Source organism: Kocuria aegyptia, assembly GCF_039530085.1.
GTDB lineage: Bacteria > Actinomycetota > Actinomycetes > Actinomycetales > Micrococcaceae > Kocuria > Kocuria aegyptia.
The window spans coordinates 55655-80451 of sequence record NZ_BAAAOA010000046.1 but is presented as its reverse complement, the minus strand read 5'-3'; the positions used below and the strand labels follow the sequence as shown (position 1 = coordinate 80451).

At 74.5% G+C, this 24797-nt stretch carries 24 protein-coding genes and 1 riboswitch; of the genes, 11 read left to right on the top strand and 13 right to left on the bottom strand.

Annotation, left to right across the window (positions count from 1 at the left end; all coding sequences use genetic code 11):
- Nucleotides 1–113: 113 nt before the first annotated feature.
- The 4 genes from ABD220_RS14685 to ABD220_RS14670 all read left to right on the top strand — a co-directional run bounded on the left by ABD220_RS14685 (nt 114) and on the right by ABD220_RS14670 (nt 3585).
- Nucleotides 114–269 carry a hypothetical protein gene (locus ABD220_RS14685; protein WP_344123780.1) on the top strand — a complete coding sequence of 52 codons (156 nt, stop codon included), beginning with the start codon at nt 114–116 and terminating at the stop codon, nt 267–269.
- 223 nt (nt 270–492) lie between these two features.
- Entirely contained in the window at nt 493–1251 is a 759-nt protein-coding gene (locus tag ABD220_RS14680) for a FadR/GntR family transcriptional regulator (RefSeq protein WP_344123779.1), read from the top strand.
- A gap of 53 nt (nt 1252–1304) precedes the next feature.
- Nucleotides 1305–1408: riboswitch (TPP riboswitch) on the top strand.
- A gap of 45 nt (nt 1409–1453) precedes the next feature.
- The gene (locus ABD220_RS14675; RefSeq protein WP_344123778.1) at nt 1454–2218 is read left to right on the top strand and encodes a 3-oxoacyl-ACP reductase; all 765 of its coding nucleotides are present in this window, start codon (nt 1454–1456) and stop codon (nt 2216–2218) included.
- An 11-nt stretch (nt 2219–2229) separates the two neighbouring features.
- Nucleotides 2230–3585, top strand: coding sequence for an LLM class flavin-dependent oxidoreductase (locus tag ABD220_RS14670; RefSeq protein ID WP_344123776.1), 1356 nt, complete (start codon nt 2230–2232; stop codon nt 3583–3585).
- On the opposite strand, the gene ABD220_RS18125 is transcribed toward ABD220_RS14670, so the two are convergent.
- The 3 genes from ABD220_RS18125 to ABD220_RS14660 all read right to left on the bottom strand — a co-directional run bounded on the left by ABD220_RS18125 (nt 3560) and on the right by ABD220_RS14660 (nt 7441).
- Nucleotides 3560–3658 (bottom strand): MFS transporter small subunit, encoded by a 99-nt coding sequence (locus tag ABD220_RS18125; protein WP_425552569.1) that lies wholly within the window; start codon nt 3656–3658, stop codon nt 3560–3562. The genes ABD220_RS14670 and ABD220_RS18125 overlap by 26 nt on opposite strands.
- A 1-nt stretch (nt 3659) precedes the next feature.
- The gene (locus ABD220_RS14665; RefSeq protein WP_344123774.1) at nt 3660–5060 is read right to left on the bottom strand and encodes an OFA family MFS transporter; all 1401 of its coding nucleotides are present in this window, start codon (nt 5058–5060) and stop codon (nt 3660–3662) included.
- A gap of 152 nt (nt 5061–5212) precedes the next feature.
- Nucleotides 5213–7441: a glycosyltransferase gene (locus ABD220_RS14660; protein ID WP_344123772.1), complete on the bottom strand. Its 2229-nt coding sequence runs from the start codon at nt 7439–7441 to the stop codon at nt 5213–5215.
- A 409-nt stretch (nt 7442–7850) separates the two neighbouring features.
- On the opposite strand from ABD220_RS14660, the gene ABD220_RS14655 reads away from it, so the two are divergent.
- Together ABD220_RS14655 and ABD220_RS14650 are read left to right on the top strand one after the other, a co-directional pair.
- The gene (locus tag ABD220_RS14655; RefSeq protein WP_344123770.1) at nt 7851–8501 is read left to right on the top strand and encodes a helix-turn-helix transcriptional regulator; all 651 of its coding nucleotides are present in this window, start codon (nt 7851–7853) and stop codon (nt 8499–8501) included.
- Nucleotides 8502–8808: 307 nt separating this feature from the next.
- Nucleotides 8809–10248: an FAD-binding oxidoreductase gene (locus tag ABD220_RS14650; protein ID WP_344123768.1), complete on the top strand. Its 1440-nt coding sequence runs from the start codon at nt 8809–8811 to the stop codon at nt 10246–10248.
- 10 nt (nt 10249–10258) lie between these two features.
- Here ABD220_RS14650 and ABD220_RS14645 read toward each other — a convergent pair whose 3' ends face one another.
- From ABD220_RS14645 to ABD220_RS14635, 3 genes are read right to left on the bottom strand one after another with little or no spacing between them, the layout of a single operon-like run.
- Complete coding sequence (locus ABD220_RS14645) at nt 10259–10570, bottom strand: AzlD domain-containing protein (RefSeq protein WP_344123766.1); 312 nt, start codon at nt 10568–10570, stop codon at nt 10259–10261.
- Nucleotides 10567–11343 (bottom strand): AzlC family ABC transporter permease, encoded by a 777-nt coding sequence (locus tag ABD220_RS14640; RefSeq protein ID WP_344123765.1) that lies wholly within the window; start codon nt 11341–11343, stop codon nt 10567–10569. Before ABD220_RS14640 ends, ABD220_RS14645 begins: the two co-directional genes overlap by 4 nt.
- A complete protein-coding gene (locus tag ABD220_RS14635; protein WP_344123763.1) occupies nt 11340–13427 on the bottom strand; it encodes a glycoside hydrolase family 15 protein in 2088 nt (695 codons plus the stop codon). Before ABD220_RS14635 ends, ABD220_RS14640 begins: the two co-directional genes overlap by 4 nt.
- A gap of 98 nt (nt 13428–13525) precedes the next feature.
- Between ABD220_RS14635 and ABD220_RS14630 the strand changes: the two genes are divergently transcribed.
- From ABD220_RS14630 to ABD220_RS14620, 3 genes are all read left to right on the top strand, one after another.
- Nucleotides 13526–13840, top strand: coding sequence for a metal-sensitive transcriptional regulator (locus ABD220_RS14630; RefSeq protein WP_344123761.1), 315 nt, complete (start codon nt 13526–13528; stop codon nt 13838–13840).
- 70 nt (nt 13841–13910) lie between these two features.
- Nucleotides 13911–14120 carry a heavy-metal-associated domain-containing protein gene (locus ABD220_RS14625; protein WP_344123759.1) on the top strand — a complete coding sequence of 70 codons (210 nt, stop codon included), beginning with the start codon at nt 13911–13913 and terminating at the stop codon, nt 14118–14120.
- Nucleotides 14113–16404: a heavy metal translocating P-type ATPase gene (locus ABD220_RS14620; protein WP_486326942.1), complete on the top strand. Its 2292-nt coding sequence runs from the start codon at nt 14113–14115 to the stop codon at nt 16402–16404. The genes ABD220_RS14625 and ABD220_RS14620 overlap by 8 nt, the downstream gene beginning before the upstream one ends.
- 79 nt (nt 16405–16483) lie before the next feature.
- Here ABD220_RS14620 and ABD220_RS14615 read toward each other — a convergent pair whose 3' ends face one another.
- From ABD220_RS14615 to pdxR, 4 genes are all read right to left on the bottom strand, one after another.
- On the bottom strand, nt 16484–16684 hold the full coding sequence (locus tag ABD220_RS14615; RefSeq protein WP_344123757.1) for a hypothetical protein: 201 nt from the start codon (nt 16682–16684) through the stop codon (nt 16484–16486).
- 184 nt (nt 16685–16868) lie between these two features.
- Nucleotides 16869–17318 carry a hypothetical protein gene (locus tag ABD220_RS14610; RefSeq protein ID WP_344123756.1) on the bottom strand — a complete coding sequence of 150 codons (450 nt, stop codon included), beginning with the start codon at nt 17316–17318 and terminating at the stop codon, nt 16869–16871.
- Between the two features lie 60 nt (nt 17319–17378).
- The gene (locus ABD220_RS14605) at nt 17379–17969 is read right to left on the bottom strand and encodes a DUF308 domain-containing protein (protein ID WP_344123754.1); all 591 of its coding nucleotides are present in this window, start codon (nt 17967–17969) and stop codon (nt 17379–17381) included.
- A gap of 54 nt (nt 17970–18023) precedes the next feature.
- Nucleotides 18024–19574, bottom strand: a complete 1551-nt coding sequence (pdxR, locus tag ABD220_RS14600; RefSeq protein WP_344123753.1) for a MocR-like pyridoxine biosynthesis transcription factor PdxR — start codon at nt 19572–19574, stop codon at nt 18024–18026.
- Nucleotides 19575–19671: 97 nt separating this feature from the next.
- On the opposite strand from pdxR, the gene pdxS reads away from it, so the two are divergent.
- Nucleotides 19672–20625 (top strand): pyridoxal 5'-phosphate synthase lyase subunit PdxS, encoded by a 954-nt coding sequence (gene pdxS, locus ABD220_RS14595; protein ID WP_344123751.1) that lies wholly within the window; start codon nt 19672–19674, stop codon nt 20623–20625.
- Entirely contained in the window at nt 20622–21224 is a 603-nt protein-coding gene (pdxT, locus tag ABD220_RS14590; RefSeq protein ID WP_344123749.1) for a pyridoxal 5'-phosphate synthase glutaminase subunit PdxT, read from the top strand. The genes pdxS and pdxT overlap by 4 nt, the downstream gene beginning before the upstream one ends.
- A 204-nt stretch (nt 21225–21428) precedes the next feature.
- Here pdxT and ABD220_RS14585 read toward each other — a convergent pair whose 3' ends face one another.
- The 3 genes from ABD220_RS14585 to ABD220_RS14575 are packed head-to-tail and all read right to left on the bottom strand — an operon-like array spanning nt 21429 to nt 24744.
- Nucleotides 21429–22322 carry a universal stress protein gene (locus tag ABD220_RS14585; protein ID WP_344123747.1) on the bottom strand — a complete coding sequence of 298 codons (894 nt, stop codon included), beginning with the start codon at nt 22320–22322 and terminating at the stop codon, nt 21429–21431.
- Between the two features lie 37 nt (nt 22323–22359).
- Complete coding sequence (locus tag ABD220_RS14580; protein WP_344123745.1) at nt 22360–23340, bottom strand: universal stress protein; 981 nt, start codon at nt 23338–23340, stop codon at nt 22360–22362.
- 51 nt (nt 23341–23391) lie between these two features.
- Nucleotides 23392–24744, bottom strand: a complete 1353-nt coding sequence (locus tag ABD220_RS14575) for an MATE family efflux transporter (RefSeq protein WP_344123743.1) — start codon at nt 24742–24744, stop codon at nt 23392–23394.
- Nucleotides 24745–24797 lie beyond the last annotated feature (53 nt).

The window sequence follows — 24797 nt, the reverse complement described above, 5'->3', positions numbered from 1 at the left end:
TGGGCTGCCCCGTGCGCCGTCAAGAGCCCGCGGCGCGGGTGCACCATCGCCGAGCGGCGCACGGGACCGCGTCGCGGTGGAGCCGGTCGGGCGGATGCCGCAGAATGGTGGGCATGAACCAGACCAGTGCATCGACCTCTTCCCGTTCCGACTCCCAGGGCTCCGGGCCGGGCCGTTCGTGGGCGTTCATCGCCATCACGGCGGGCTTCCTCGTCTCCGCGGCGCTGATCATCGCGGTGGGCGTGGTCGCCATCGACCTCACCCACTAGGACCTCGGCCGGCCGTCCCGGCCGGCAGGATCGGCGCGCTGCCCGGACCGGGCGGCGCGCCGCTTTCGTCCTCGACGCCGCCCGGCACGGTGGACGGGATGCCGCCGGAGACGGTTCGGGGGCACGATGCCGGCGGTGGGTCCCGGGCTCTGCGGGTCGTGCTCCGTGCTCCGTGCTCCGTGACACGATGGGCGCACGTCGTACCGCAGGGAGGAGCGCCACCGTGAGCGATCCCGTCCGGCACCCGCGCATCCGGCCCGTGCGCCAGGGCAACGCCTTCGAGGAGGCCGTGGAGCGGATCCTCGACTCGATCCGGCTCGGCCTGTTCCGCCGGGGCGAGCGGCTCCCACCGGAGCGGGAGACCGCGGCGATGCTCGGGATCTCCCGCGCCACCCTGCGGGAGGCCCTGCACGAGCTCCAGGCCGCCGGGGTCCTGGAGGTGGTGCGCGGCCGGTACGGCGGGACCTTCGTGACCGGCCGCACCGCTCTGCCGGACGAGACCCTCCCCCCGGTGGACCCCGCGGACGTCGAGGACGTGCTCGTGTTCCGCGCCGTCGTCGAGCCCGCCGCGGCGGAGCTGGCCGCGGCGGCGTCCCTCAGCCCGGCCGCCCGGGAGCACCTCCTGGCGTGCCTGCGGCAGGTCGAGGAGAGCCCCCCGGAGGACTACCGCCCCGCCGACGCGCGCTTCCACATCGCGGTGGCCGAGCTGGGCGGCTGCCCCAGCCTGGTCCGCGCGGTCGCGGAGGTCCGTTCGCGGGCCAGCGACCTGCTGGACCGGATTCCCGTGCTGCCGGTCAACCTCGAGCACTCCGACCGCCAGCACCGCGAGCTCGCCGACGCCGTCCTGGCGGGAGACGCCCCCGCCGCCCGGGCCGCCTCCCTCGCGCACCTGGAGGGCACGGCCGCGCTGCTGCGCGGCTTCCTCGGGCACAGGGAGCCGCCCGAGGACGACGCCCCCGGCGACGACCGCCGCCGGGCATGACCCGCGGCCGCGCGCGGAGCGGGCGACCCCGGGGCGAGGTGTCTATACTCGTCCGCAGTGACACGGGGTGCCGGCGCCGAACGACGCACCGGCTGAGATGACACCCGTCGAACCTGATCCAGTTAGGACTGGCGAAGGGATGTCCTGCCGGGACCGGCCGCTGCCGTTCCCGCGTCTCCTCGCCCTGACCCCAGGGAGACCCATGCAGATCGCAGAACAGATCGTCCTCGTCACCGGCGGGGCGCGCGGCCTCGGCCGCAGCGTCGTCGAGGCCTTCGCGGGCCAGGGCGCGAAGGTCGTCGTCAACCACCGGACCAGCGCGGCGGCCGCGGAGGAGCTCGCGCAGCGGTACGGCCCCGACCGGGCGGTGGCCCTGCCCGCCGACGTCACCGACCCCGGGCAGGTGGGCGAGCTGCTGCGCGCCGCGCGGGAGCACTTCGGCTCCCCCGTCACCACGGTGGTGAACAACGCCCTGGCCGACTTCTCCTTCAACGGCGACGCCCGTTCCGGGGCCGAGGACATCCGCTGGGCGGAGTTCGAGGCCCAGTTCGCCGGCAGCGTCCGCGGGGCGCTGAACACCACCCAGCAGGCCCTGCCCGGCATGCGGGAGCGCGGCTTCGGCCGGGTGATCAACGTCGGCACCAACCTGTTCCAGAACCCGGTGGTGCCGTACCACGACTACACGGCGGCGAAGGCTGCACTGCTCTCCCTGACTCGCACCCTCGCCAAGGACCTCGGCGCGCACAACGTCACGGTCAACATGGTCTCCGGGGGCCTGCTGCGCACGACTGACGCGAGCGCCGCCACCCCGGAGGAGGTCTTCGACTACATCGCCTCGACCACGCCCCTGGGCCGGGTCACGACCCCGGCCGAGTTCGCCGACGCCCTCCTGTTCTTCGCCTCCCCGTGGGCGCGCTCGGTCACCGGGCAGAACCTGGTGGTCGACGGCGGACTGGTCCTCGACTGACGGGGGCCGCCGTGACCTCGCCCCGGCAGCTGCACCTCAACGCCTTCCTCTTCGGCGCGGGCCACCACCAGGCCGCCTGGCGGCACCCGGACTCCCCGCTGGAGCAGCTCGGGGACATCGCCCACTGGGAGCGCCTCGCCCGCACCGCCGAGCGCGGGCTCTTCGACGCCGTGTTCTTCGCCGACGGGCACAGCGCCGGCGACGTGGGGGACGGGCCCCGGTGGTTCCTCGAACCGCTGACGGCCCTGTCCGCCATTGCGCGCGCCACGGAGCGGATCGGACTGGTCAGCACCGTCTCGGCGACCTTCTGGACGCCGTTCCACGCCGCCCGCCTGCTGGCCTCGCTCGACCACATCAGCCGGGGCCGGGCCGGGTGGAACGTGGTCACCTCCATGTTCGACGCCGAGGCGCGCAACCACGGGCTGCCGGGGATCCCGCCGCACGCCGAGCGCTACGCGCGGGCGGCCGAGTTCATCGATGTGGCCCACCGGCTGTGGGACTCCTGGTCCGACGACGCCCTGGTCGGCGACCGGCACGGGCTGCACGCCGACCCCGAGCAGGTGACCCGCATCGACCACGCCGGCGAGCACTTCCGCGTGGACGGACCGCTGACCGTGCCGCGCCCGCCCCAGGGGCGCCCGGTCCTGTTCCAGGCCGGCGCCTCCGGGCCGGGACGGGACCTGGCCGCCCGGCACGCCGAGGCGGTCTACGCCGTGGCCTACGACCTCGAGAGCGCCCTGGCGTACCGCACGGACTTGTTGCGGCGGGTCGCCGCGGCCGGGCGGGACCCGGAGGGCGTGGCCGTCATGCCGGGTCTGGTCGCCTACGTGGGCTCCACGGAGGCGGAGGCCCGGGCCAAGCAGGCGGAGGTGGACGCCCTGCTGCCGGAGGAGCAGTCCCTGGCCCAGCTCTCCGCGTTCGTCCAGCAGGACTGCAGCGGCTGGGAGCTCGACGCCCCCGTCCCGGAGCTGCCGCCGCTCGAGCGCTTCACCGGGCCGCAGGGCCGCTACGCCACGATCCTGCGGATCGTGGCGGTCGAGCGGCCCACGGTGCGGCAGCTGCTGGGGCGGCTCGCCGCCGGGGGCGGGCACTGCACGGTCGTCGGCACCCCGGAGGCCGTCGCGGACCGGATGGAGCTGTGGTTCCGTTCGGGTGCGGCCGACGGCTTCAACCTGATGCCGCCCCGGCTGCCGGAGTCCCTCGACGACTTCGTGGACCACGTGGTCCCGGTCCTCCAGAGCCGGGGGCTCTTCCGCACCCGGTACACCGCGTCCACGCTGCGCGGCCACCTCGGGCTGCCCCGGCCCGGCTCCGGACGCCCCCCGGGGCCGGTCCGGCCCGTCAGAACAGCGCGGTCGCCCGCATGAGGGTCATCGTCACTCCGTAGGCGAGCGGGACCCCGACGAGGACCCAGCCCAGTGCCAGTCGTGCACGGCTCATGTCATGCCTCCTTCTCGAGGATCTCGGTGTCGGACGGTGCGGACCGGTGCTCGGGCTCGTGGTACTTGGCGTCCACCGGCTTGACCAGGAGGTTGGCGACGAAGCCGACGACCAGCAGTCCGACCATGGTCAGCAGCGCCGGCTGGTACGCCTGCGCCGTGAGCTCGCCGGGGGTGCCCTGGGCGTCGAGGAAGGCGTTGACGATGAGGGGGCCCGCGATGCCCGCGGCAGACCAGGCCGTGAGCAGGCGGCCGTGGATGGCCCCCACCTGGAAGGTCCCGAAGAGGTCCCGGAGGTACGCCGGCACCGTGGCGAAGCCGCCGCCGTAGAACGAGATGATGACGAAGGCCAGCAGCACGAACAGCAGCGTGGAGGTCGAGCCGAACAGCGCCAGCACGGTGTAGAGGACCGCCCCGACGCCGAGGTAGACCATGTAGATCCGCTTGCGGCCCAGGACGTCCGAGGTGGTGGACCACACGAAGCGCCCGCCCATGTTGCCGATGGACAGCAGGCCCACGAAACCTCCGGCCACGGCCGCGGTCACGAGGGAGGCGCCGTCCGCCTGGCGGAAGAAGTCCTGGATCATGGGGGCGGCCTGCTCGAGGATGCCGATCCCGGCGGTCACGTTGCAGAACAGCACGATCCACACCAGCCAGAACTGCCGGGTCCGGATCGCGTTGCGGGCCGAGACGTGGTTCTTGGTGACGAGGGCCTTCGACTTGACCTTCGAGGGATCGAACCCCTCGGGCTTCCAGTCCGAGGCAGGAACCTTGATCGTGAACGCGCCGAAGAGCATGTACGCGAGGTAGACGACCGCCAGAGTCAGGAACAGCTTCCCGACGGCGTCCCCGCTCGCCACCCAGCCCTCGGTGCCGGAGTTCGGGTCGTAGAAGGTGAGCAGGGCCGCGGAGAGGGGGCTGGCGATCAGTGCACCGCCGCCGAAGCCCATGATCGCCATGCCCGTGGCGAGGCCGGGACGGTCGGGGAACCACTTGATCAGCGTGGAGACGGGCGAGATGTAGCCGATGCCCAGGCCGATGCCACCGATGAACCCATAGCCCAGGTAGACGAGCCACAGCTGCTCGGTGAAAATGCCGAGCGCGCCCACCAGGAACCCGCCGGACCACAGCAGTGCCGCGGTGAACATCGCCTTGCGCGGCCCACCGGTGTCCACCCACGTGCCGAAAACGGCGGCGGACAGGCCCAGCATGACGATGGCGATGGAGAAGATGATGCCGATCTGGGTGAGGCTGGCGTCGAAGTGGGCCACCAGCGCGTTCTTGTACACGCTGGTGGCATAGGCCTGGCCGATGCACAGGTGCACCGCGAGGGCGGCCGGCGGAATGAGCCAGCGGTTGAATCCCGGTGGTGCCACCGAGTGCTGCCGATCAAGCCATCCCATGCCCCGACTCCTCATCTGCTGCGGACACTGTGCGGAGGATGCCTCCCGGACGCGTCTTCCACGTCGAGACCTGGCACCCCAGGGTGAAGCATGTCATATCAACGAGAAGAACGGGAAGCAAACTGCCGATCGACCCCACCGAGCCGGGTCGCTCAGCGGCCGCGCAGGGAGCGCCACGCACGCCGCCAGAAGGCGGCGAAGCCCTTCTCCGCCACGGTCCGCTCGAGCCGCTCGATCTGCCGGGACTGGGCCCGGACCACGTCCAGGAGCTCGAGCGCGAGTTCCTCGGCGGCGTCCAGCCTGCGGTGCAGGGCTCCGGCCTCCTGCGCGGCCGCCCGGCGCAGGTACAGCGGCAGACCGATCCCGTGCTCCGTGGTCCACTGCCTGAGGTGGCGGTCGCGCACCGCCACCTCGCCCCGCACGGCGGAGGTTCCGTCCGTCCGGTCCCCCGGCCCGGGCGGGCACGCCGGGAGCAGGCCCACGGTGAACGTCTCGAGGAAGCGGAGGGTGAACTCCCAGTCCGCCGCGGCGCCGAGGGTCTCGTCGTAGTCGCCCAGGACCCCGTGCACCGCCCGTCGGTACAGGAACGGGGAGTCGACCGCGGTGCGGTCACCGTCCAGCACATCGGTGAGGGTGAGCTGCTCCCGCCCCGGGCGATCGGGCGGGACGTCCTGGTCGGCCCGAGCACGGCCGTCGGCCGGTGCCGCGACCCCGTCGCCGGCCACGAGCCGGGCCCGGGTCGGCACCACGACCCCGTCGTCGGCCACGAGCGGGTCCTCGAGGTGGGCCACGGCGCGCTGCAGGAGTGTGGGGGGCCAGACCCCGGCGCTGTCGTGCAGGACGACGAGCTCCGACTCCCCCGCCCGCAGCCCGCGATTGGCGGCCGCCGCGAGGCCGAGGGGCCTGCGGTGGTGGAGGACCGTCACGCGCCCCGCGAGCTCCTCCCGCCGGGGCGCCAGGGCCTCGTCCACCTCGTGCGGATCGCCGCCGTCGTCGACGACGACCAGCAGCCAGTCGGTGAAGGTCTGCGCCAGGAGGTCGTCGACGGCGCCGCCGAGGCGCGCCGGAGCCTCGCGGTGGCGCAGCACGATCGTGACGGTGGGCCGCTCAGGCGGCATCTCGGGGACGGTGTACCGGCGACGGAGGGCGCGCACCACCGGCGCGCCGACCCCACGGGGCGCGGCCGCCGCTGTCGGCGCAGGCTGCGGCGGCCGCCCGCGGAGCGCCCCGGCCAGGTCGTCCCACCACCGGGCCGCCGCTTCCCGGACCGCCGGCTCAGCGTCCGCCAGTGCGGCACGCAGGGCGCCCCGGTGCGCCACGGCTTCGGTCGCCCACTGCTGGACGGCAGCGCGGGTGTCCCACGCCGCGTCCCCCGGGGTCAGCAGGCCGGCCAGGGGCACGACTCCGTCCACCAGTCCCCAGCGACCCAGGACGCCGTTCATGCTCAGTATGGAATATTTGTCCGGGCCCACGGGAAGCACGACAGCTCGCGCGGCCAGGCCGAGGGCCGCGCCGCGGAAGCACGTGGTCAGGACCCAGTCCGCCCGGACCGAGGCCTCGTCCGCCATCTCCGGACCCGCAAGGACGCGTTCGACGTCGCCCCGCAGCAGCGCGGCCACGTCCGCCGCGAACTGCTCGTCGGCCGGGCCACCGCCACAGGCCACGAGCGTCACCGTTCCCCCCGTCCGGTGCACCAGGGCGTCCAGCAGGGCGGCGAGCACCCGGGCGAGCTGTTCCGGCGGGAAAGGGCCGGCCGGTCGCACCACCGCGGCGACGATCCGCGGCGGCGCCACCGGCTCCTCCTGCTCGCGCTGCCGGTCGCCCGGCCCGTGCCGTGCCCCGTGCCGCTGCGTGGAGCCGTCCTGCGCGGGCGGTCGCGCGGGGGCAGGACGAGGCAGGAGGAGCGCGTCCTCCCAGCCGACGCGCAGGCCGGGGTGCTCGGGGCACAGCCGGCGGGCCACCGCCAGGGACGCCTCGTCCCGCAACCCGACGAGGGCGGCGGCCGGGAGCAGCCGGCGCACGGCCTCCTCCGGAAGGGTGCCGGGGTCGAGGGCCAGCCCGCTGATGACGAGGGGCCGGCCGGTCTGCGCGGCGGTCCGCGCCCGGTCGAGCCAGGGGACGAGCTGGGCGTCGTCCGTGGGGGCGTCCCCGCCGAGGCCCACCAGCAGGAACGCCTCCGCCGCGGGCCGCCCCGGAGGAGCGCCGCCCCCGGCGCCCGGGGGCTCCTCCCCGGGTGCCTCGAGCACCGGATCCGCCTCCGGGCCGACGAACCGGGCGTCGATGCCGCGCAGGGCGAGCTCCTCGAGGAGCCCGCGGAACTCGCGCTGCTCTCCCGTTCGGCGTCCCGGACCGACCGGCCCCGGGAAGACGTCGATGTGCATGACGGAACGGACCTCTCCTCGACCGATGCGGGCTCTCCCATTCTTCCAGCCGCATCCGCACCTGCTCCTCCCGGGCACGGACCGGCCGATCGCCAGGGCGGCCCCGCAGGGCCTGTCCAGAGGTGTGCGGTGTGCGAAGTTACAGGTCCGTACGAAATCGTCTTGCTCGCGCGCGGGCGGGTCCGCCACTGTGGAGGAGCACACCGCATCATCTCCGCCGGCGGCGCCGACCCGGAGGATCCAGCGCCCCAGGACCCCGCCACACTCTCGTATATTCCGATATGGACATATGGATGGTGGACGCGTGGCCGCTCCGGGATCCGGACCCCCGCTGCCGTCGCGGGCCGGCGATCCCCCGGCCGCGGAGGTCCCGCCCAGCCCGGTGCGGGAGACGTCGAGGAGCCCCACCATGTTGAACGCCGCCGTGATCAGCCCCCAGCCCATGACGCGCATCGCCATGCAGCGCGAAGCCGCCGAGCACCCCGAGCACGGCGTGCGGGTGCGTGCGGTGGCGGGGAACGTCCCGGACTTCCTGGCCGAGAACCCGGCCGAGGAGATGGTGGTCCTGCTGAGCCTGAACACCCTGGACGGCCGCAGCCTCGTGCAGAACATCACGGACCTCACCGCGCAGGAGCACACCGTGGTGATGCTGGTCCCGCCGGACGATCTCGCCCGGGTCCGGTCCGCGTTCGCCTGCGGGGCAGCGGGAGCCGTCGGCAAGTGGGAGCCCATCAGGACCGTGTTCCGGACCATGCGCCTGTCCCGGCAGCTGGGCCACTTCGTGAGCGACGTGCTCCAGTCGGCCCTGGCCGAGCTGCCCAGCAGGGCTCCCGCCAAGCTCTCCGCCCGGGAGCGCCAGGTCCTCGCGCTCTACGTGGACGGCCTTCAGGAGCAGGAGGTGGCCGGGCTGCTGGAGATCGCGGAGTCCACGGTGGAGGAGCACCTCAAGCGGATCCGCCGCAAGTACGCCGCGGTGGACCGGCCTGCCCGCACCAAGCTCGAGCTCTACAAGCGGGCCATCGAGGACGGCATCATCCCGCCCGTGCTGCCGCTCGCCTGAGTTCCGGGCCCGGTCTTCCCTCCGGCCGGGGACGGTCCTGCCGCACCGCATCCCGCCGGGCTGCCGCCCGGATCGTTGCGCCGGGACCGTTGTGCGGCGCCGAGGACGCTCCTAACCTGGTGGAAGCACCATCCCGCGCCGTTCCGCATCCTCCGCACCGGAACCCCAGGCCCGGCGGGGCCGGGCGCCCGGACCGCTCCGCGTCCGCCCGAGACCCGACCGGCATCGCCGGCGACGGTCCGCGCGCCGTCGTCGAGCACGAGCAGCAGCCCGGGGCCCCGTGCCCCGCCCAGAGGAAGCCAGTCCCATGAAGACCGTGGACCGCGGGGAGCCTGAGCAGCAGATCGCCCGAGAGCTGGAGAAGCTGCGGACCCGTCTGACTGGAACGCTCGTCGAGCCCGGCGACCCGCTCTACGACGAGGCGAGACGGGTCTGGAACGGCATGGTCGACGTGCGTCCCCGAGCGGTCGTACGGGCCGGCGCCGTGTCCGACATCGACCCGGTGCTGGCCGCCGCCCAGCACACGGAGCTGCCGCTGGCCGTCCGCGGCGGCGGGCACAACGTGGCCGGACACGGCACCGTGGAGGGCGGACTCGTCCTCGACCTCGGCGCGCTGCGGCGGGTCGAGGTGGATCCGCGGACCCGGCGCGTGACCGTCGAGCCGGGCGCGACCCTCGCCGACGTCGACCGCGCCACGGTCCCGCACGGGCTGGCGGTGCCCCTCGGCGTGGTGAGCGCCACCGGGGTCGCGGGACTGACCCTGGGCGGGGGCGTCGGCTGGCTGACGCGCAGCAACGGCCTGAGCCTCGACAACCTCGTGGACGCCGAGGTGATCACCGGGACCCGGGAGCACCTGCACGCCAACGCCGAGCACAATCCGGACCTGTTCTGGGGCATCCGCGGCGGGGGCGGGAACTTCGGCGTCGTGTCCTCCTTCACGTTCCGGGCCCGGGAGCTGCCCCCGTCCGTGCTGGGCGGGAGCCTCTTCTACGGGCGCGCGAAGTGGCGTGCGGCCCTGCAGGCGTTCGCCCGGTGGACGGTGAACCTGCCGGACGAGATGAACGGCATCGTCTCGATCCTCCGGCTGCCGCCCGGCTTCGGCGCGGGTGACGAGCCCGTGCTGATGATCGGCTTCGCCTGGATGTCGCCCGACCACGCCGAGGGCCTGCGCCTGGTCGAGCAGCTGCGGGCCGACGCCCCGCCGGACGAGGAGGAGGTCGGTCCCGTGCAGTGGACCGAGTGGCAGTCGGCCATGGACGAGCTCTTCCCGAAGGGGGCGCGCGGCTACTGGAAGAACGCCTCGTTCTCGCGCCTGGACGACGAGGTGGTCGACGCCCTGCTCGGCGTGGCCTCGGAGATCACCTGGTTCGGCACGGGCATCGACGTCCATCACATGGAGGGGTTCTTCGGGCGCGTGCCCGCCGGCGCCACTGCCTTCCCCAACCGGTCCGCGCGGTACTGGCTCAACGTGTACGGCTTCTGGACGGACGCCGCCGAGGACGCCCGCCTCACGGCGTTCGCCCGGAAGGCCCACGCCGCCGTGGAGCCGTTCGCCGACGCGGGCCTGTACGTGAACTTCCTCGGCGCCGAGCACGGCCCGGTCACCACGGAGGCGGCACGGCAGGCCTACGGGGAGCGGACGCACCGGCGTCTCGTCGAGCTGAAGAACCGCTACGACCCCGGCAACCTGTTCCGCCTCAACCACAACATCCTGCCGAGCACCGCGGACGCCACGGGGCGCGGCTGAGCCACCGGGGTCAGGGCGCGCCGAGCAGCCGCAGCACCGCCGCAGCGCCCGCCCCCAGGATCACGACCAGCAGGAACGGGGCCCGCAGCATCAGGGCCGCGCCCGCCACGACCAGCGCGCCCAGCCGGGCGTCGAGCACCAGGGCCTGGCCGGAGCCGAACGCGTTCATGACCACGAGCGCGGCGAGCAGGCCCACGGTGACGGTGCCCGCCATGCGCCCCACGCGCGGGTCGTCCAGGACCCGGTCCGGCACGAGGTAGCCGACGAGCTTCAGGGCGTAGGCGAGCGCGCACGCCCCGAGCACCCAGAACCACGTGCTCACGCCCCCGCCTCCTTCGCGCCAGGGCCGGACGCCGCACCGGGGCCGGACGCCGCACCGGGGCCGGACGCCGCACCGGCGCCGGATGCGGCCGCGCCGGCGCCGCGGGAGCGGCCCAGGAACGCGGCGACCACGGCGGCCACGAGGATCGGCAGCCCCGCCGGCAGCAGCGGGATGGTCAGAGCCGTGACGAGGCCGCAGACCACCGCGACCGCCACGGGCTCCCTGGCACTCAGCCGGGGCCACAGCAGGCCCAGGAACGCGGCCACGGCCGCGCCGTCCAGGCCCCACCGCGCGGGATCGCCCAGGGCGTTGCCCAGCAGGGCGCCCAGCACGGTGAACAGGTTCCAGAGCACGAACACGCCCAGGCCCGCGGTCCAGAAGCCCCGCCGCTCCTCGACCGGGTGGACCTGCGAGGAGGCTGCCGCGTTGGACTCGTCGATGGTCACGTGCGCGGCGAGGAGCCGGCGCCAGCCGCGCGGGCGGACGAGGGCGTTCATGCTCATCCCGTAGACGGCGTTGCGGATCCCCAGCAGCGTGGCGGCGCCCAGCGCCGAGGCGCCCGCCCCGCCGCCCGAGACCACGCCGATGAAGGCGAACTGGGAGCCGCCCGTGAACATGAGCGCGGACAGGGCGACGGTCTGCCAGAAGGTCAGTCCCGCCGCCACGGACAGGGCCCCGAAGGAGATCCCGTACAGCCCGGTGGCCACGGACACGGACAGCCCGATCCGGACCGCCGGCGAGGCCCGCCAGTCGACCGGGGCCGCGTGGCTCACGAGACGCCACCGGCCGCGACGGCGGCCGAGGACCCGCCCGCGCCCGGCCCGGGCTGCCCCGCGGCCACGGATTCGGCCACGGATTCGGCCACGGACCCGGCCTCGTGCGGGCCGGCCGCGGCGCGGCGCCCCTGGGCCGCGTCGAGCGCGTCCAGCGCCTGGACGAGGGCCAGGTGGGTGAAGGTCTGCGGGAAGTTGCCGGTCATCCGCCGGTGCTCGGGCGACCACTCGGTGGAGAGCAGCCCGAGGTCGTTGGCGCGGGACAGCACGAGGTCCACCAGCTTCCGGGCGCTGTCCGTGCGGCCCGAGCGCGCGTACTGGGCGGCCAGCCACAGGGACGCGCCGAGGTGCGGGTTGTCCTGGCCCGGGAAGCCGTCCACCCCGATGACCCCCGCGTACGCGTCGGGGTCATCGGGGTCGACCGGGCCCAGGACGTTGCGGTAGCGGTGGATGAGCCCGACCGGGTGGCGCAGCTCCTCCTCGATCCGCCGCACGGTCCCGAGCATCCGCTCGTCGTCGTAGGCCACGAAGCCCACCTGCGGCAGCTGCAGCAGGGAGGCGTCCACGGTCTTCGCCCCGTAGTACTGGACGAAGGAGCCGACCTCGGGGTCGTAGCCGCTGGTCCAGATCTCCTCGGCGAGCGCGTCGCGCAGCTGCTCCCACAGCTGCGCGTCGCCGGGCAGGCCGTGCACGCGCACGGCGTCCACGCCGCACTGGAGGGCCGCCCACATCAGCACGCGCGAGTGCGTGTAGTACTGCCGTTCGCCGCGCATCTCCCAGAGACCCTGGTCCGTGACCTCGTAGTTCTCCACGACCGAGCGCAGCATCGCCTGCTGCAGGGGCCAGGAGAGGTGGTCCTCCACGGCGCCGCGCCGGCGGAGCTTCTCGAACACCATCATGACGTGCCCCACGGCGTCCGACTGGTGCTGGCCCGCGGCACCGTTGCCCTCGCGGACCGGCCGGGAGCGCTCGTAGCCGGGCAGGTCGAGCTGGTGCTCGCGCCCCCGGCGCTCCCCGGCGATCCCGTAGATGTTCTGCAGGTCGTGCGGGTCGCCCGCCACGGCGCGCAGCAGCCAGTTGCGCAGCTGCGCGGCCTCCCGGTCGTGGTCGTGGTCGAGCATGACCTCGAGGGCCATCGCGGCGTCCCGCAGCCAGGAGAAGCGGTGGTCCCAGTTGCGCTCCCCGCCGACGACGTCCGGCAGGGACGTGGTGGGGGCGGCCACGAGCCCGCCCGTCTCCTGGTGCATCAGCGCCCGCACCACGAGCAGCGAGCGCCGGACCACGTCCGAGCGCCGGGCCACGGCGTGACCGCGCACCGGGACGATGTGCACCGGCTCGTCCTCCCCGTCGTCCGGCGGGGAGTACAGCCCGGACCACTCCTGCCACAGCTCCACGGTGCGGGTGAGCTGCTCGTTGACGTCGACGGGCGCCGGCGGCGTGCGGTGGGACGGGAAGTGGGTGAGCACGAAGTCCCGTGCCTGGCCGGCGGAGACCGTGAAGGTCCCGCGGTGGCGGCGCTCGTCGTCGTCGTCGGCGGACTCGGGCAGGGGCTCCCCGCGCAGCACGAGGGCGTCCGGGCCGGCCATGGCCACGAGCATGGGCGGGGCGGGGTCGCCGCCCTCCGGGTCCTCCTCCCCCTCGAAGCGGCTGACCCAGGGGACCACGGCGCCGTAGCCGAAGCGCACCCGCAGCTCGTGGTACATCTCGACCTCACCCGTGAGGCCCTCCACGCGGCGCACCACGTCCGTGCGGGAGGTCAGCGGGAGGAAGTCCGTCACTCGCACGGACCCGGAGTCCGTGACCCACACCGTCTGCAGCACGAACGTGTTCTCCACGTAGAACCGCTCGGCGACCTGGGCGCCGCTCTCCTCCTCGTCGAGGACCTCGCCGTCGGCCCCCTCCGCGACCGTGCACGCGGGGGCGAGCAGCCACCGCCCGTGGTCGGCCTCCCCGAGCAGGGCGCTGAAGACCGAGGGGGAGTCGAACCGGGGCGCGCACAGCCAGTCGATGGACCCGGTGCGGGAGACGAGCGGGCCCGTGCGCATGTTCGAGAGCAGGGCGTAGTCCTCGATCAGTGAAGCCATGCCTCAAGATTGGCACATCGCCGGGCCGCCCCGGACCGGGCGCTGGAGATATACCCCCAAGGGGTATATAGTGGCGGCAGGACGACCGAGGAGGAGCCATGACCCAGAGCCAGCCGCCGCACGGGTACACCCAGGACAAGGACGCGTACCTCAAGCGCCTGCGGCGCATCGAGGGCCAGGTCCGCGGGATCCACCGGATGGTCGAGGAGGACAAGTACTGCATCGACATCCTCACCCAGGTCTCCGCGGTCCAGTCGGCGCTCAAGGCCGTGAGCCTCGGGCTGCTGGACGAGCACCTGAACCACTGCGTGGTGGGCGCCGTCGAGGCGGCCCAGGAGTCCGGGGACGCCGCCAGCGTCGACGACAAGCTCCAGGAGGCGTCCGCGGCCATCGCACGCCTGCTCAAGAGCTGACCCGCCCCCGGGCGCACGCACCACCCCCGTTGAACGAGCCCCCGTCGAACGAACCCCCGAGGAGATCACCGTGCAGACCACCGTCAACGTTTCCGGCATGACCTGCGGCCACTGCGTCATGTCCGTCACCGAGGAGCTCACCGGACTGGAGGGCGTCGAGTCCGTCGACGTCGACCTCGTGGCCGGCGGGGTCTCCCCCGTGGTCGTGACGTCCACCCGGGAGCTGTCGGAGGACGAGATCGAGAAGGCCGTCGAGGAAGCGGGGTACAGCGTTGCCTGAGACCCGCACGCCCGTCCCCACCGAGGTTGCCGGTCCGCTGCGCACCCTCGAGCTCGAGATCACGGGCATGACGTGCTCCTCGTGCGTCAGCCGGGTCGAGAGGAAGCTGGGCAGGCTCGAGGGTGTCGACGCCTCCGTCAACCTCGCCCTCGAGACCGCCACCGTCCACGTGCCCGCGGGCGTGAGCGACGAGCAGATCGTCGGGACCGTCGAGCAGGCCGGGTACGGGGCCGTCGTCACGAACGCGCCCGGCGACGACGACGCCGCGGACCGCTCCGACGCCATGGCGAAGGTCGCCGGGCGCGAGGCGTCCTCGCTGCGCTCGCCCGAATCCCTGCGCCGGCGCCTCCTCGTGGCGGCCGCGCTCTCCGCCCCGGTGTTCGTGATCTCGATGCTGCCCGGCTTCCAGTTCCCGCACTGGGGCTGGGTGGTCGCGGCCCTGACCCTGCCGGTCGTCACGTGGGCGGCCTGGCCCTTCCACCGCTCGGCGGCGGTCAACGCCCGGCACCTGACCTCCACCATGGACACCCTCGTGTCCCTGGGCGTGTCCGCCGCGTACCTGTTCTCGCTGTGGAACCTGCTGCGCGAGCCCGCCATGACGGCCGGCGCGATGCCCGGCCACGCGATGGACATGAGCGGGCACCAGCTCTACTTCGAGACCGGCGCCCTCGTCACCGCGTTCCTGCTGCTGGGCCGCTACCTCGAGGCCCGCGCGAAGGCCCGCTCCGGCGAGGCGCTGCGCGCGCTGCTGGAGCTCGGCGCGAAGGACGCGGTGGTCCTGCGGGACGGCGTGGAGACGAACGTGCCCGCGGAGCAGCTGCGCCCCGGGGACCTGGTCGTCGTGCGCCCCGGGGAGAAGATCGCCGCCGACGGCGTGGTCGTGGACGGCCGCTCGGCCGTGGACACCTCCCTGCTCACCGGCGAGTCGCTGCCGGTGGAGGTGGAGGCCGGCGACGCCGTCACCGGCGCCACGATCAACACCAACGGCCGCCTGCTGGTCGAGGCGACCCGCGTGGGCGCCGACACCACCCTGGCCCAGATGGGCCGGATGGTGTCCCGGGCGCAGGCGAGCAAGGCCCCCGTGGCCCGGCTGGCCGACCGGATCTCCGGGGTCTTCGTCCCGGTCGTGCTGGTGATCTCCCTGGCCACGCTGGTGGGCTGGCTCGTGCTGACCGGGGACGTGCACGCGGCCTTCGTGGCCGCGGTGTCCGTGCTCGTGATCGCCTGCCCCTGCGCCCTCGGCCTGGCCACCCCCACGGCCCTGCTCACCGGCACGGGGCGCGGCGCGCAGCTGGGCATCCTGATCAAGGGCGCCGAGGTGCTCGAGGACACCCGCACCGTGGACACCGTGGTGCTGGACAAGACGGGCACCGTCACGAGCGGGCAGCTCTCCGTGGCGGCCGTGACGCCCGTGTCCCGGTACTCCCGGGACCAGGTCCTGGACCTCGCGGCCACCGTGGAGCAGCACTCCGAGCACCCCATCGCGCGGGCCGTGGCCGCGGCGACCCCGCACCGGTTCCCGGTCTCCGGGTTCGTCTCCGCCCCCGGCGGCGGCGTCCGCGCGCACGTGGCGGACGGGATGCACTCCCGCTCGGTGGTGGTCGGGCGCACCACCTGGCTGTCCGAGAACGGCGTGCGCCTGGACGGCGGCCAGCTCGATGCCCTGCGCCGCGCCCAGGAGGGCGGGGTCACCACGGTCCTCGTGGCCGTCGACGGTGCCCTCGTCGGCTTCGTCGACCTGCGCGACACCGTCAAGGACGACGCCCGCGAGGCGGTCGCGCGGCTCCGGGAGCTGGGCCTGCGGCCCATGCTGCTGACCGGCGACAACGGGCCCGTGGCCCGGGCCGTCGCCGCCGAGGCCGGCATCGCCGCCGAGGACGTCGTCGCCGACGTCAGCCCGGAGGGCAAGGTGGCGGTGGTCCGTGACCTGCAGGACGACGGCCGCGTGGTCGCCATGGTGGGCGACGGGGTCAACGACGCCGCGGCCCTGGCCCAGGCCGACCTGGGGATCGCGATGGGCACCGGCACGGACGCGGCGATCGAGGCCGCGGACATCACGCTGGTGCGCAGCGACGTCGGGTCGGTGCCCACGGCCATCGCCCTGTCCCGTCGGACCCTGTCGATCATCAAGTCGAACCTGTTCTGGGCCTTCGCCTACAACACGGTGGCCGTCCCCGTGGCGGCCGCGGGGCTGCTCAATCCCGTGATCGCGGGCGCCGCCATGGCGTTCAGCTCCGTGTTCGTGGTGCTGAACTCCCTGCGGCTGCGGGGCTTCGGCCGCTGACCCGGCACCGCCCGCACACGGGAGCACCCCGGGAGGACCGATGTCCTCCCGGGGTGCTCCCGTGTGGATGGTGCGCCGTTCAGGCGTCCGTGCTGCCCGGGTTGGCCAGGCTCTCCTCGTCCTCCTCCAGGACGGGCACCTCGGTCTTCTGCTCCTCCTGGGGAGCGTTCGAGTACGTGTCGTCGTCCGGCTCGGCGTCCTGCTTGTCGGCCATCCGCTGCTCGACCTTCTCCTCGAACTCCTTGTCGCCCTCGCTGGGCATCTCCGGCTGCTGGCTCATGCTGGTTCCCGTCGTCCGGTCTCGAGCAGGGCACGGGGCCCGGCCCTGCTGCTCAGGTGCCGTCCCAATCTACCGAGCGGGCAGCGGCTGCGGTAGGGCTGTCCTTCGGACCGGGTCTGCCGGGGAGCGGGTGCCGGGAACGCGCGGAGACCTGCAGTGCGCGGAGCCGGGAACCGAGGGATCCTCAGGCGCGCGGGGCGGGGCCCTCGTCGTCCGTGCCGTCCGCACGGCCGGTGCCGTCGGCGGAGCGCCGGCCGAGGAGGTCCTCGCCCTCGGTGTCGGGCCGGACGCGCTGCCCGAACTGGGGATCGCCGGCGGGACGTGCCGAGGCCTCCCGGCGGGCCCGGGCCTCGGCGTAGAGCTTGGCCGAGGAGCGGTTGACGCCCGCGCCCACGCCGAGGTGGGGGTCGTTGGGCTTCTCGACGATCATCAGCGTGGCGCTGATCACGAGCGTCACGATGAACACGATGCCGGCGGCGATGAAGGCGAGGTCCAGGCGCAGCAGGTTGCCCGTGCCGCCGCTGGCGAAGATCCCCACGGCGGCGAACGCGACCGTCGCCAGCACGGCGGACAGGATCAGGGGGCCCTTGACGTCGGCCCGGAAGCCGCCTCTCGAGCCCTTGCGCTGTGCCACTGGTCCTCCTCGTGAGCTGATGTCCCCGGCAGGCCGGAGCCTGCGGTGCGGTAGCCCAGTCTACGCGGTTCCGGCGGGGGCCCGTCCCCGGCGGTCCTCGTGCCGCAGGGTGAGGGCGGCCAGCAGGTGGGTGACGCCGATGACCACCGCGGCGGCCCCCACCACGCCGAAGAGCGCCTTGGGGCCGAGGTCCACCACGAGCACGAGGCCCGTGGCGGCGAGGACCGTGACCAGCCCGGCAATGGTCCAGTCGCGGCCCAGCGGGAAGGTCGTGCGGAACTTCAGCCCGAGGGCCAGCTCCGTGAGCCCGGCCAGGCCCATGATGGACGCCGCGTAGACCACGAGCCACGCGGGGGTGTCGGCGCCGAGGACCGTGAAGATCCCGCCCAGGAGGTACAGCACGCCGTAGGACTGCGGGATCTGGCGGGTGGGGCCCATGTCCACGTGGTCGTTGCCGTTGAGACGCAGCTGCAGGAGCACGCTCGCCGCGCCCGTGAGCACGAGGTACAGGCCCACGCCCCAGGCCACCACGGGCAGCGTCGGCTCCTGCCAGAACACGGTCACGGCGCCGAAGACCAGGGCCACGAGCGCGCGCAGCAGCGTGGGCGCGAACAGGTCGCGGTGGATGCCGGTGCTCGGGTCGGGGTTCACGGTGCGCCTTTCGGGGAACGTGCTGGCGGGGAGAGCCGCGGGGCACCGGCCAGTCTAGCGACCGGGGCCGTCGCCGGGCGCCGCGAGCACCCGGGCCAGGACGGCGAGGGCGTCCGGCAGGGCCTCGCCCTCCGGGGCGGCACCGGTGGCGCCGAAACCGACGACGACGCCGCGGCGACCGCCCCGCGCGCCGTGCGCCCAGTACGAGCCCAGTGCCGCCACCCGCACGCCCGCGGCCGCGGCACGGTCCACGACGTCCTGCTCCTCCAGGGCCACCTCTCCGGTGAACTCGAGGACGGCGTGCAGCCCCCCGTCCATGGGCACGGCCCGCACCCCGCGGACCCCGGCGAGGGCGGCGGTGAGCAGGTCCCGCCGGCGCCGGTACTCCCGCCGCATCCGGGCGGTGTGCCGGCGCAGCCCGCCGTCGGCCAGGAAGCGGGCCATGGCGTCCTGGGCGACCGCGGAGGCGGGGTTGCCCAGGTCGTTGCGCAGCCGCAGCAGGTCTCCCCGGAGGGCCGGCGGGGCCAGCAGGTAGCCGACCCCCAGCCCGGGCGCGAGGACCTTGGTGAAGGAGCCCAGCGTGGCCACGTGGCCGCCGGCCCCGAGCAGCCGTCCCGGGGCGGGGGGCTCCGGGACGGTGCCCGGGGCGTGGTCGAGGGCGGACAGCGCGGGGAGCGGCTCGCCCACATAGCGCAGCTCGGAGTCGTAGTCGTCCTCCACGATCAGCGCGTCGTGGGCGCGCGCCCAGCCGAGCAGCTCGAGCCGCCGGGCGGCGGGCATCGACGCCCCGAGGGGGTACTGGTGGCTGGGGGTGACGATCACGGCATCCGGGGCCCGCTCGATCTCCCACTCCCCCGGGCCGGTCCACGCCCCGGACGGAAGCCGGGCGGGATCGAGCCCCTGGTCGTCGATCGGCACGGGCAGCACCTCGTGGCCGAGCCGCTCCGGGACCCGGCGCAGCGAGGGGTAGCCGGGGTCCTCGACGGCGACGCGCAGCCCGCGGCCCGCGCGGCCCCCGAGCACCGCGAGCAGCAGCTGGAGCCCGTCCCGCGCGCCCGCCGTGACGAAGAGGTCCCCGGGGTCCCGGACCACGCCGCGCATCAGCCGCAGGTGCTCGGCGATCTGCTCGCGCAGCGGCTCCGAGCCCTGGGGCGGAGGCGCATCCGTGCCGGCGGCGGCCGCGGCGTCCCGCCACGCCGCGCGCCACTGCGGGGTGGCCAGCCGGCCGGTGTCCGGCCGCCCGGGCGTGAGGTCGATCATGGGCCGCTTCCGCGCCCGGCGCGGCGGCGCCGCGGACGGGCGGGGACCGGGCCGGGCCGCCGGGGGCTCGGCCCGGGAGCGGGCCAGGTCCGGGTGGACCACCGTGGCCCCGTTGGTCGCGTGCAGGTAGCCCTCGCCGTGCAGCTGGTCGTAGGCGGTGACCACGGAGCCGCGGGAGATCCCGAGCCGGGCGGCGAGCCCGCGCGTCGAGGGCAGCGCGTCCCCGGGGCGCAGGGCCCCGGAGACCACCAGCTCCCGCAGCTGCTGGACGAGCTGGGCGGGCAGCGGCGCGGAAGCGGACCGGTCCACGCGCACGGGCAGCTCGACGTCGTGGGGGTGCCGCACTGGACCGCTCCTGTTCGTCCCGGGCTTCCTGTGGTCCAACAGATTCTATCGATGGTGGACCTGTCGGTGGACCACTTCGGGCCCCAGGATGGATGCCATGACCGATCTGCAGACCACCCCTGCCCAGAACTCCGCCCGCACCACGGCCTCGGACGCGACCCCGCTGACCGGCTCCCCGCTCGTCAAGCGCGGTCTCGCCGACATGCTCAAGGGCGGCGTCATCATGGACGTCGTCACCGCCGAGCAGGCCCGCATCGCCGAGGACGCCGGCGCCGTGGCCGTCATGGCCCTCGAGCGCGTGCCCGCCGACATCCGCGCGCAGGGCGGTGTGGCCCGCATGTCCGACCCGGACCTGATCGAGGGCATCCAGGCCGCCGTGTCCATCCCCGTCATGGCGAAGGTGCGCATCGGCCACTTCGTGGAGGCGCAGGTGCTCGAGCACCTGAAGGTCGACTACATCGACGAGTCCGAGGTGCTCTCCCCCGCCGACTACGTCAACCACATCGACAAGCAGCGCTTCACGGTCCCGTTCGTGTGCGGGGCCACCAACCTGGGCGAGGCCCTGCGCCGGCTCGCCGAGGGCGCCGCGATGATCCGCTCGAAGGGCGAGGCCGGCACCGGCGACGTCTCCGAGGCCACCAAGCACATCCGCACCATCCGCGGGCAGATCGCCGAGCTGCAGGCCCTCCACAGGATCTCCCCCGACGCCCTCTACGTGAAGGCGAAGGAGCTCGCGGCCCCCTACGACATCGTCCTCGAGGTCGCCCGCACCGGGAAGCTTCCGGTCGTGCTGTTCACCGCCGGCGGCGTGGCCACCCCCGCGGACGCCGCCATGATGATGCAGCTCGGCGCCGACGGCGTGTTCGTGGGCTCCGGCATCTTCAAGTCCGGCAACCCCGCGGCCCGGGCGCAGGCCATCGTGAAGGCCACCGCCTACTTCGACGACCCGGAGAAGATCGCCGAGGCCTCCCGCGGGCTCGGCGAGGCGATGGTCGGCATCAACGTGGGCGACCTCCCCGCCCCGCACCGGCTCGCGGAGCGCGGCTGGTGACCTCTGCGCCCCGCGTCGGCGTCCTCGCCCTGCAGGGCGGGGTCGCCGAGCACGCCTCGATGCTGCGGGAGCTCGGCGCCGAGCCCGTGCTCGTGAAGACGGCCGAGCAGCTCACCGGGCTGGACGCGATCGTCCTGCCCGGCGGGGAGTCCTCGACCATGGACCGGCTGCTGCGCCTGTTCGGGCTGCGGGATCCGCTGCGGGACGCGGTCCTCGGCGGCCTGCCCACGCTGGGCACCTGCGCCGGGTTGATCCTGCTCGCGTCCGGCATCGAGGACCCGGCCCCCGGCCAGCAGTCCCTCGAGGTCCTGGACGTCACGGTGGCCCGCAACGCGTTCGGCCCCCAGACGGCCTCCGAGGAGGTCACGCTCGCCTGGGGCGGCGGCGGGGACGTGGTGCGCGCGGCCTTCATCCGGGCCCCCGCGGTGACCCGCACCGGGGAGGGCGTCGAGGTCCTCGCCCGGCACCGGGGCGAGGTGGTCGCGGTGGCGAGCGGCGCGGTCGTCGGCATCTCGTTCCACCCCGAGCTGACCGGGGAGACCGCGGTGCACCGGCACCTGCTCTCGCTCGTGGCCGCCCGGCGCGGCCTTCCCGCCTGAGCGGTCCGGCGCCGCCTCCGGCGGTCCCGCGACGGCCAGGGCGGTCACGGCGAGGGCTCCGCGGTCCACGGGGTGCTCCCGTCCGTCCGGGACCGGTCCGCGGGCTCCTCCCCGGGACGGCCTGCCGGTCCCGGCCGGCGGATCCGCCCGCAGGACGAGCCCCGGGCCACGGACGGCCCGGGAGTCCTCCTGCGGGCGGACGGGTCAGCTCTTCCTGCGGGCCGGGACCACCATCACGGGGCCCTCGCCCTCGGCGAGCACGGCCTGGGAGACGGAGCCCATGAGCAGTCCCCGGAACCCGCCGTAGCCACGGCTGCCGAGCACCACGAGCTCCGCCGACCGTCCGGCCCGGACGAGCTGGTCCGCGGGCAGACCCGAGAAGACGTAGGCCTCGACGTCCAGGTCGGGGTGGTCCTCCCGGACCGACTCCGCCACCTGGTCCACGAGGGAGCGGGCGGGCTCGGTGAGCTGCTCGCGCACGGCCCGGTCCAGGTCGGCGGAGCCCGTCGGCATGGTCAGCGCCTCCGGGACCACGCTGATCAGCGCCAGGCCCTCGCCGTGCCGGGCGGCGTACCGCCCGGCCGCCCGGACGGCCGGGTTGTCCCGGCCGAGCCGGTCCACGCCGACCACCACGCGGCCCGCGAACGCGCCGACCGCGCCCCGGCCGGTCCGCGCCTGCGGGTCCCAGCGGTCCGGCAGGACGATCACGGGGCACTTCGCGTGCGCCGCGGCCGCGGCCGTGACCGACCCCAGGCGTCCGCGCACCCCGCGCCGGCCGCGGCGGCCGAGCACCAGCGCCGCGGCGCCCTCCGACTCGTGCACCAGCACCCCGGCCGCGTCACCGCGCTCGACCACCGCGGCCACCGGGACACCGGCGTCCCGGGCCCGGGAGACGGCGGCGGCGGCCACCTTGTCGGCCTCCTCCTCGATCGCCTCCAGGAACGGCCCGTAGAGACTGGGGTCCACGGCGACGGGCCGCCCCATGGCGACCACCACCTTGAGCTCCCCGGCGAGGGCTCCGGTCTCCTGGATCGCCCAGTCGAGGGCGCGTTCGCTGTTCCCGGAGCCGTCGTAGCCGACGACGACCTGTTCCGCCATGTCCCGCTGCTCCTTGATCTCGCCGGCGTCCGGGTGCTCAGGCGGGGTGCGCGGGCACGACCATGACCGGGCCGGTGGCGTTCTCCAGCACCGCCTGGGACACGGAGCCGAGCAGCAGTCCCCGGAACCCGCCGATGCCGCGGGAGCCCACCACGACCAGGTCCGCGGAGTGCGTGGCGTTCATCAGGATGCGGGCCGGGCGGCCCACGAAGATGTGGTGCTCGACCGTCAGCTCGGGGTGCTCCGCGGCGATCTCGCCGGAGACCTGGGCGAGCTTCCGGTCGGCCTCGTGGAAGTACCGGGCCTGGTTGAACTCGTCCTGGAACCAGGAGGGCGTGCCGGACATGGCTCCGTTCACGGAGACCAGCGCGAGGGCCTTGCCGTGCTCCTGGGCGTACTCCACGGCCTTCCACAGCGCCGGGTTGCGCGAGCCGAGGGCGTCGAGGCCGACGACGACCTTGCCGGTGAAGTCGATCTCCTCCGCCTTGACCGGCCCTTCGGCCTCGAGTGCGAAGTCACCGGCGCTGCCGCCGCGCCGTCCGGAGTGCCGCTCCTCCGCGGCCTCGGGGACGATGATGACCGGGCACTTGGCGTGCGCCGCGACCGCCGCGGACACCGAGCCCAGCCGGCCGCGCAGCGCGCCGCCGCGACCACGCTTGCCCATGACCATGAGCGCGGCCGCGCCCGACTGCTCCACGACGGCCTTGGCCGCGTCCCCGCCTGCTTCCACGACCTCGACGGGCAGTCCCGCCTGCTCGACGGCCTGCCGGGCCTCGGCCAGGTGGTCGGCGTTCTCCTTCATCACGGCCTCGGTGAACCGCATCTCGAGGCCGGGGTCCCCCACCCCGATGACCGGGTAGGCGCCCAGCAGGCGCACGGTCAGGTCCTGTGCCCGGGCCTCGTCGATGGCTCGCTCGAGCGCGTGCCGGGCCTGGTCGGAGCCGTCGATGCCGACGAGCACCACGTTGTGCCCGGAGCCGGCGGTGGACTGCTTCTCTGCACGGGATTCACTGTTCATGGTGGCATCGTAGGTGATCCAGCGCACATCCCCGGGGTGCGCTCCGGCGTGTTACCGAGCGTTCCGGAGCAGCCAGGAGTCGCCCCGGGCGCGCAGTCCCAGGGTCAGCGCCCGGGCTCCCAGGTAGCCGCCGGCGTAGGCGGCCCACAGCCACACGAACCCCCCGGTCCCCGTCCCGGCGTGGAGCGCGACGAGCAGCAGCAGCGGGGCGTAGACCGCGAGGTTGAGCACCCCGGCCACCGCGAGGTAGCGGGCGTCCCCGGCCCCGATGAGCACGCCGTCCAGGACGAAGACGTAGGCGGCCAGCGGCTGGCCGACCGCCACCACCAGCAGGGCCGCCGCGAACAGGGCCTGCACCGCGGGGTCGGGGCTGAGCAGGAAGCCCAGCCGGGTGCCGACCAGGGCCACGAGGAGGCCCGTCAGCACGCCGAAGCCGAGGCCCCACAGGACCAGCCGGTTCATCAGGGCCCGGATCGCCCGGCGCTCCGCCGGGTCCTCGACGTCCCGCGCCCCCATGTCCCGGCCCAGCAGCGCCTGCGCCGCGATGGCCAGGGCGTCGAGGGCGAAGGCCAGAAAGTTGAAGACCGTCAGCACCAACTGGTGCGCCGCGAGGTTCTGGGCGCCCTGTCCCGTGACGACCAGGACGGTGGCCAGGATGGCGACCCGCAGGGAGACGGTGCGCAGCATGAGCCACGAGCCCACGGTGAGGTGGGAGCGCAGCCGGGGCCACGTGGTCCCGGGCCCCACGCCGTGCTCGCGGGCGAGCCGGCGGAGGATCCGCAGGTACGCCAGGGCCATGGCCCACTGCACGGCGCTCGTGCCGATCGCCGCGCCGGCCACTCCCAGGCCCGCGCCGTGCACGAGCAGGAGGTTGAGCCCCGCGTTGGCCGCGGCCCCGATCCCCGCGATGAGCAGCGGGGTCCGGGTGTCCTGGAGCCCGCGCAGCACGCCGGTGGCCGCCAGCACCAGGAGCATGGCGGTCAGCCCGGGCAGGGACCAGTGCAGGTAGACGACGGCGTGCTCCAGGACCTCGCCGCGCGCGCCCATCAGCGCCAGCAGCGGGCGGCCCAGCGCCCAGCCCGCCGCGGACAGGAGCAGGCCGAACCCCGCGGCCACCCACAGCCCGTCCCGGCCCACCGCCACGGCCTCCTGGAGCCGGCCCGCCCCGAGGTGCCGGGCGACCGCCGGGGTGGTGCTGTAGGCGAGAAAGACCATCAGCCCCACGACCGTCTGCAGGACGGCCGCGGCCACGCCCACGCCGGCGAGCTGCGGGGTGCCGAGGTGGCCGACGATCGCGGAGTCCGCCAGCAGGAACAACGGCTCGGCCACGAGCGCCCCGAAGGCGGGGACGGCCAGGGCCAGGATCTGCCGGTTGAGGCCGCGGGGGCGGGAGGTCGTCGTCACCGGTCCAGGCTACCGACGACTCCCCGCCCCCGCCTCGCACGCCCGGCCAGGAC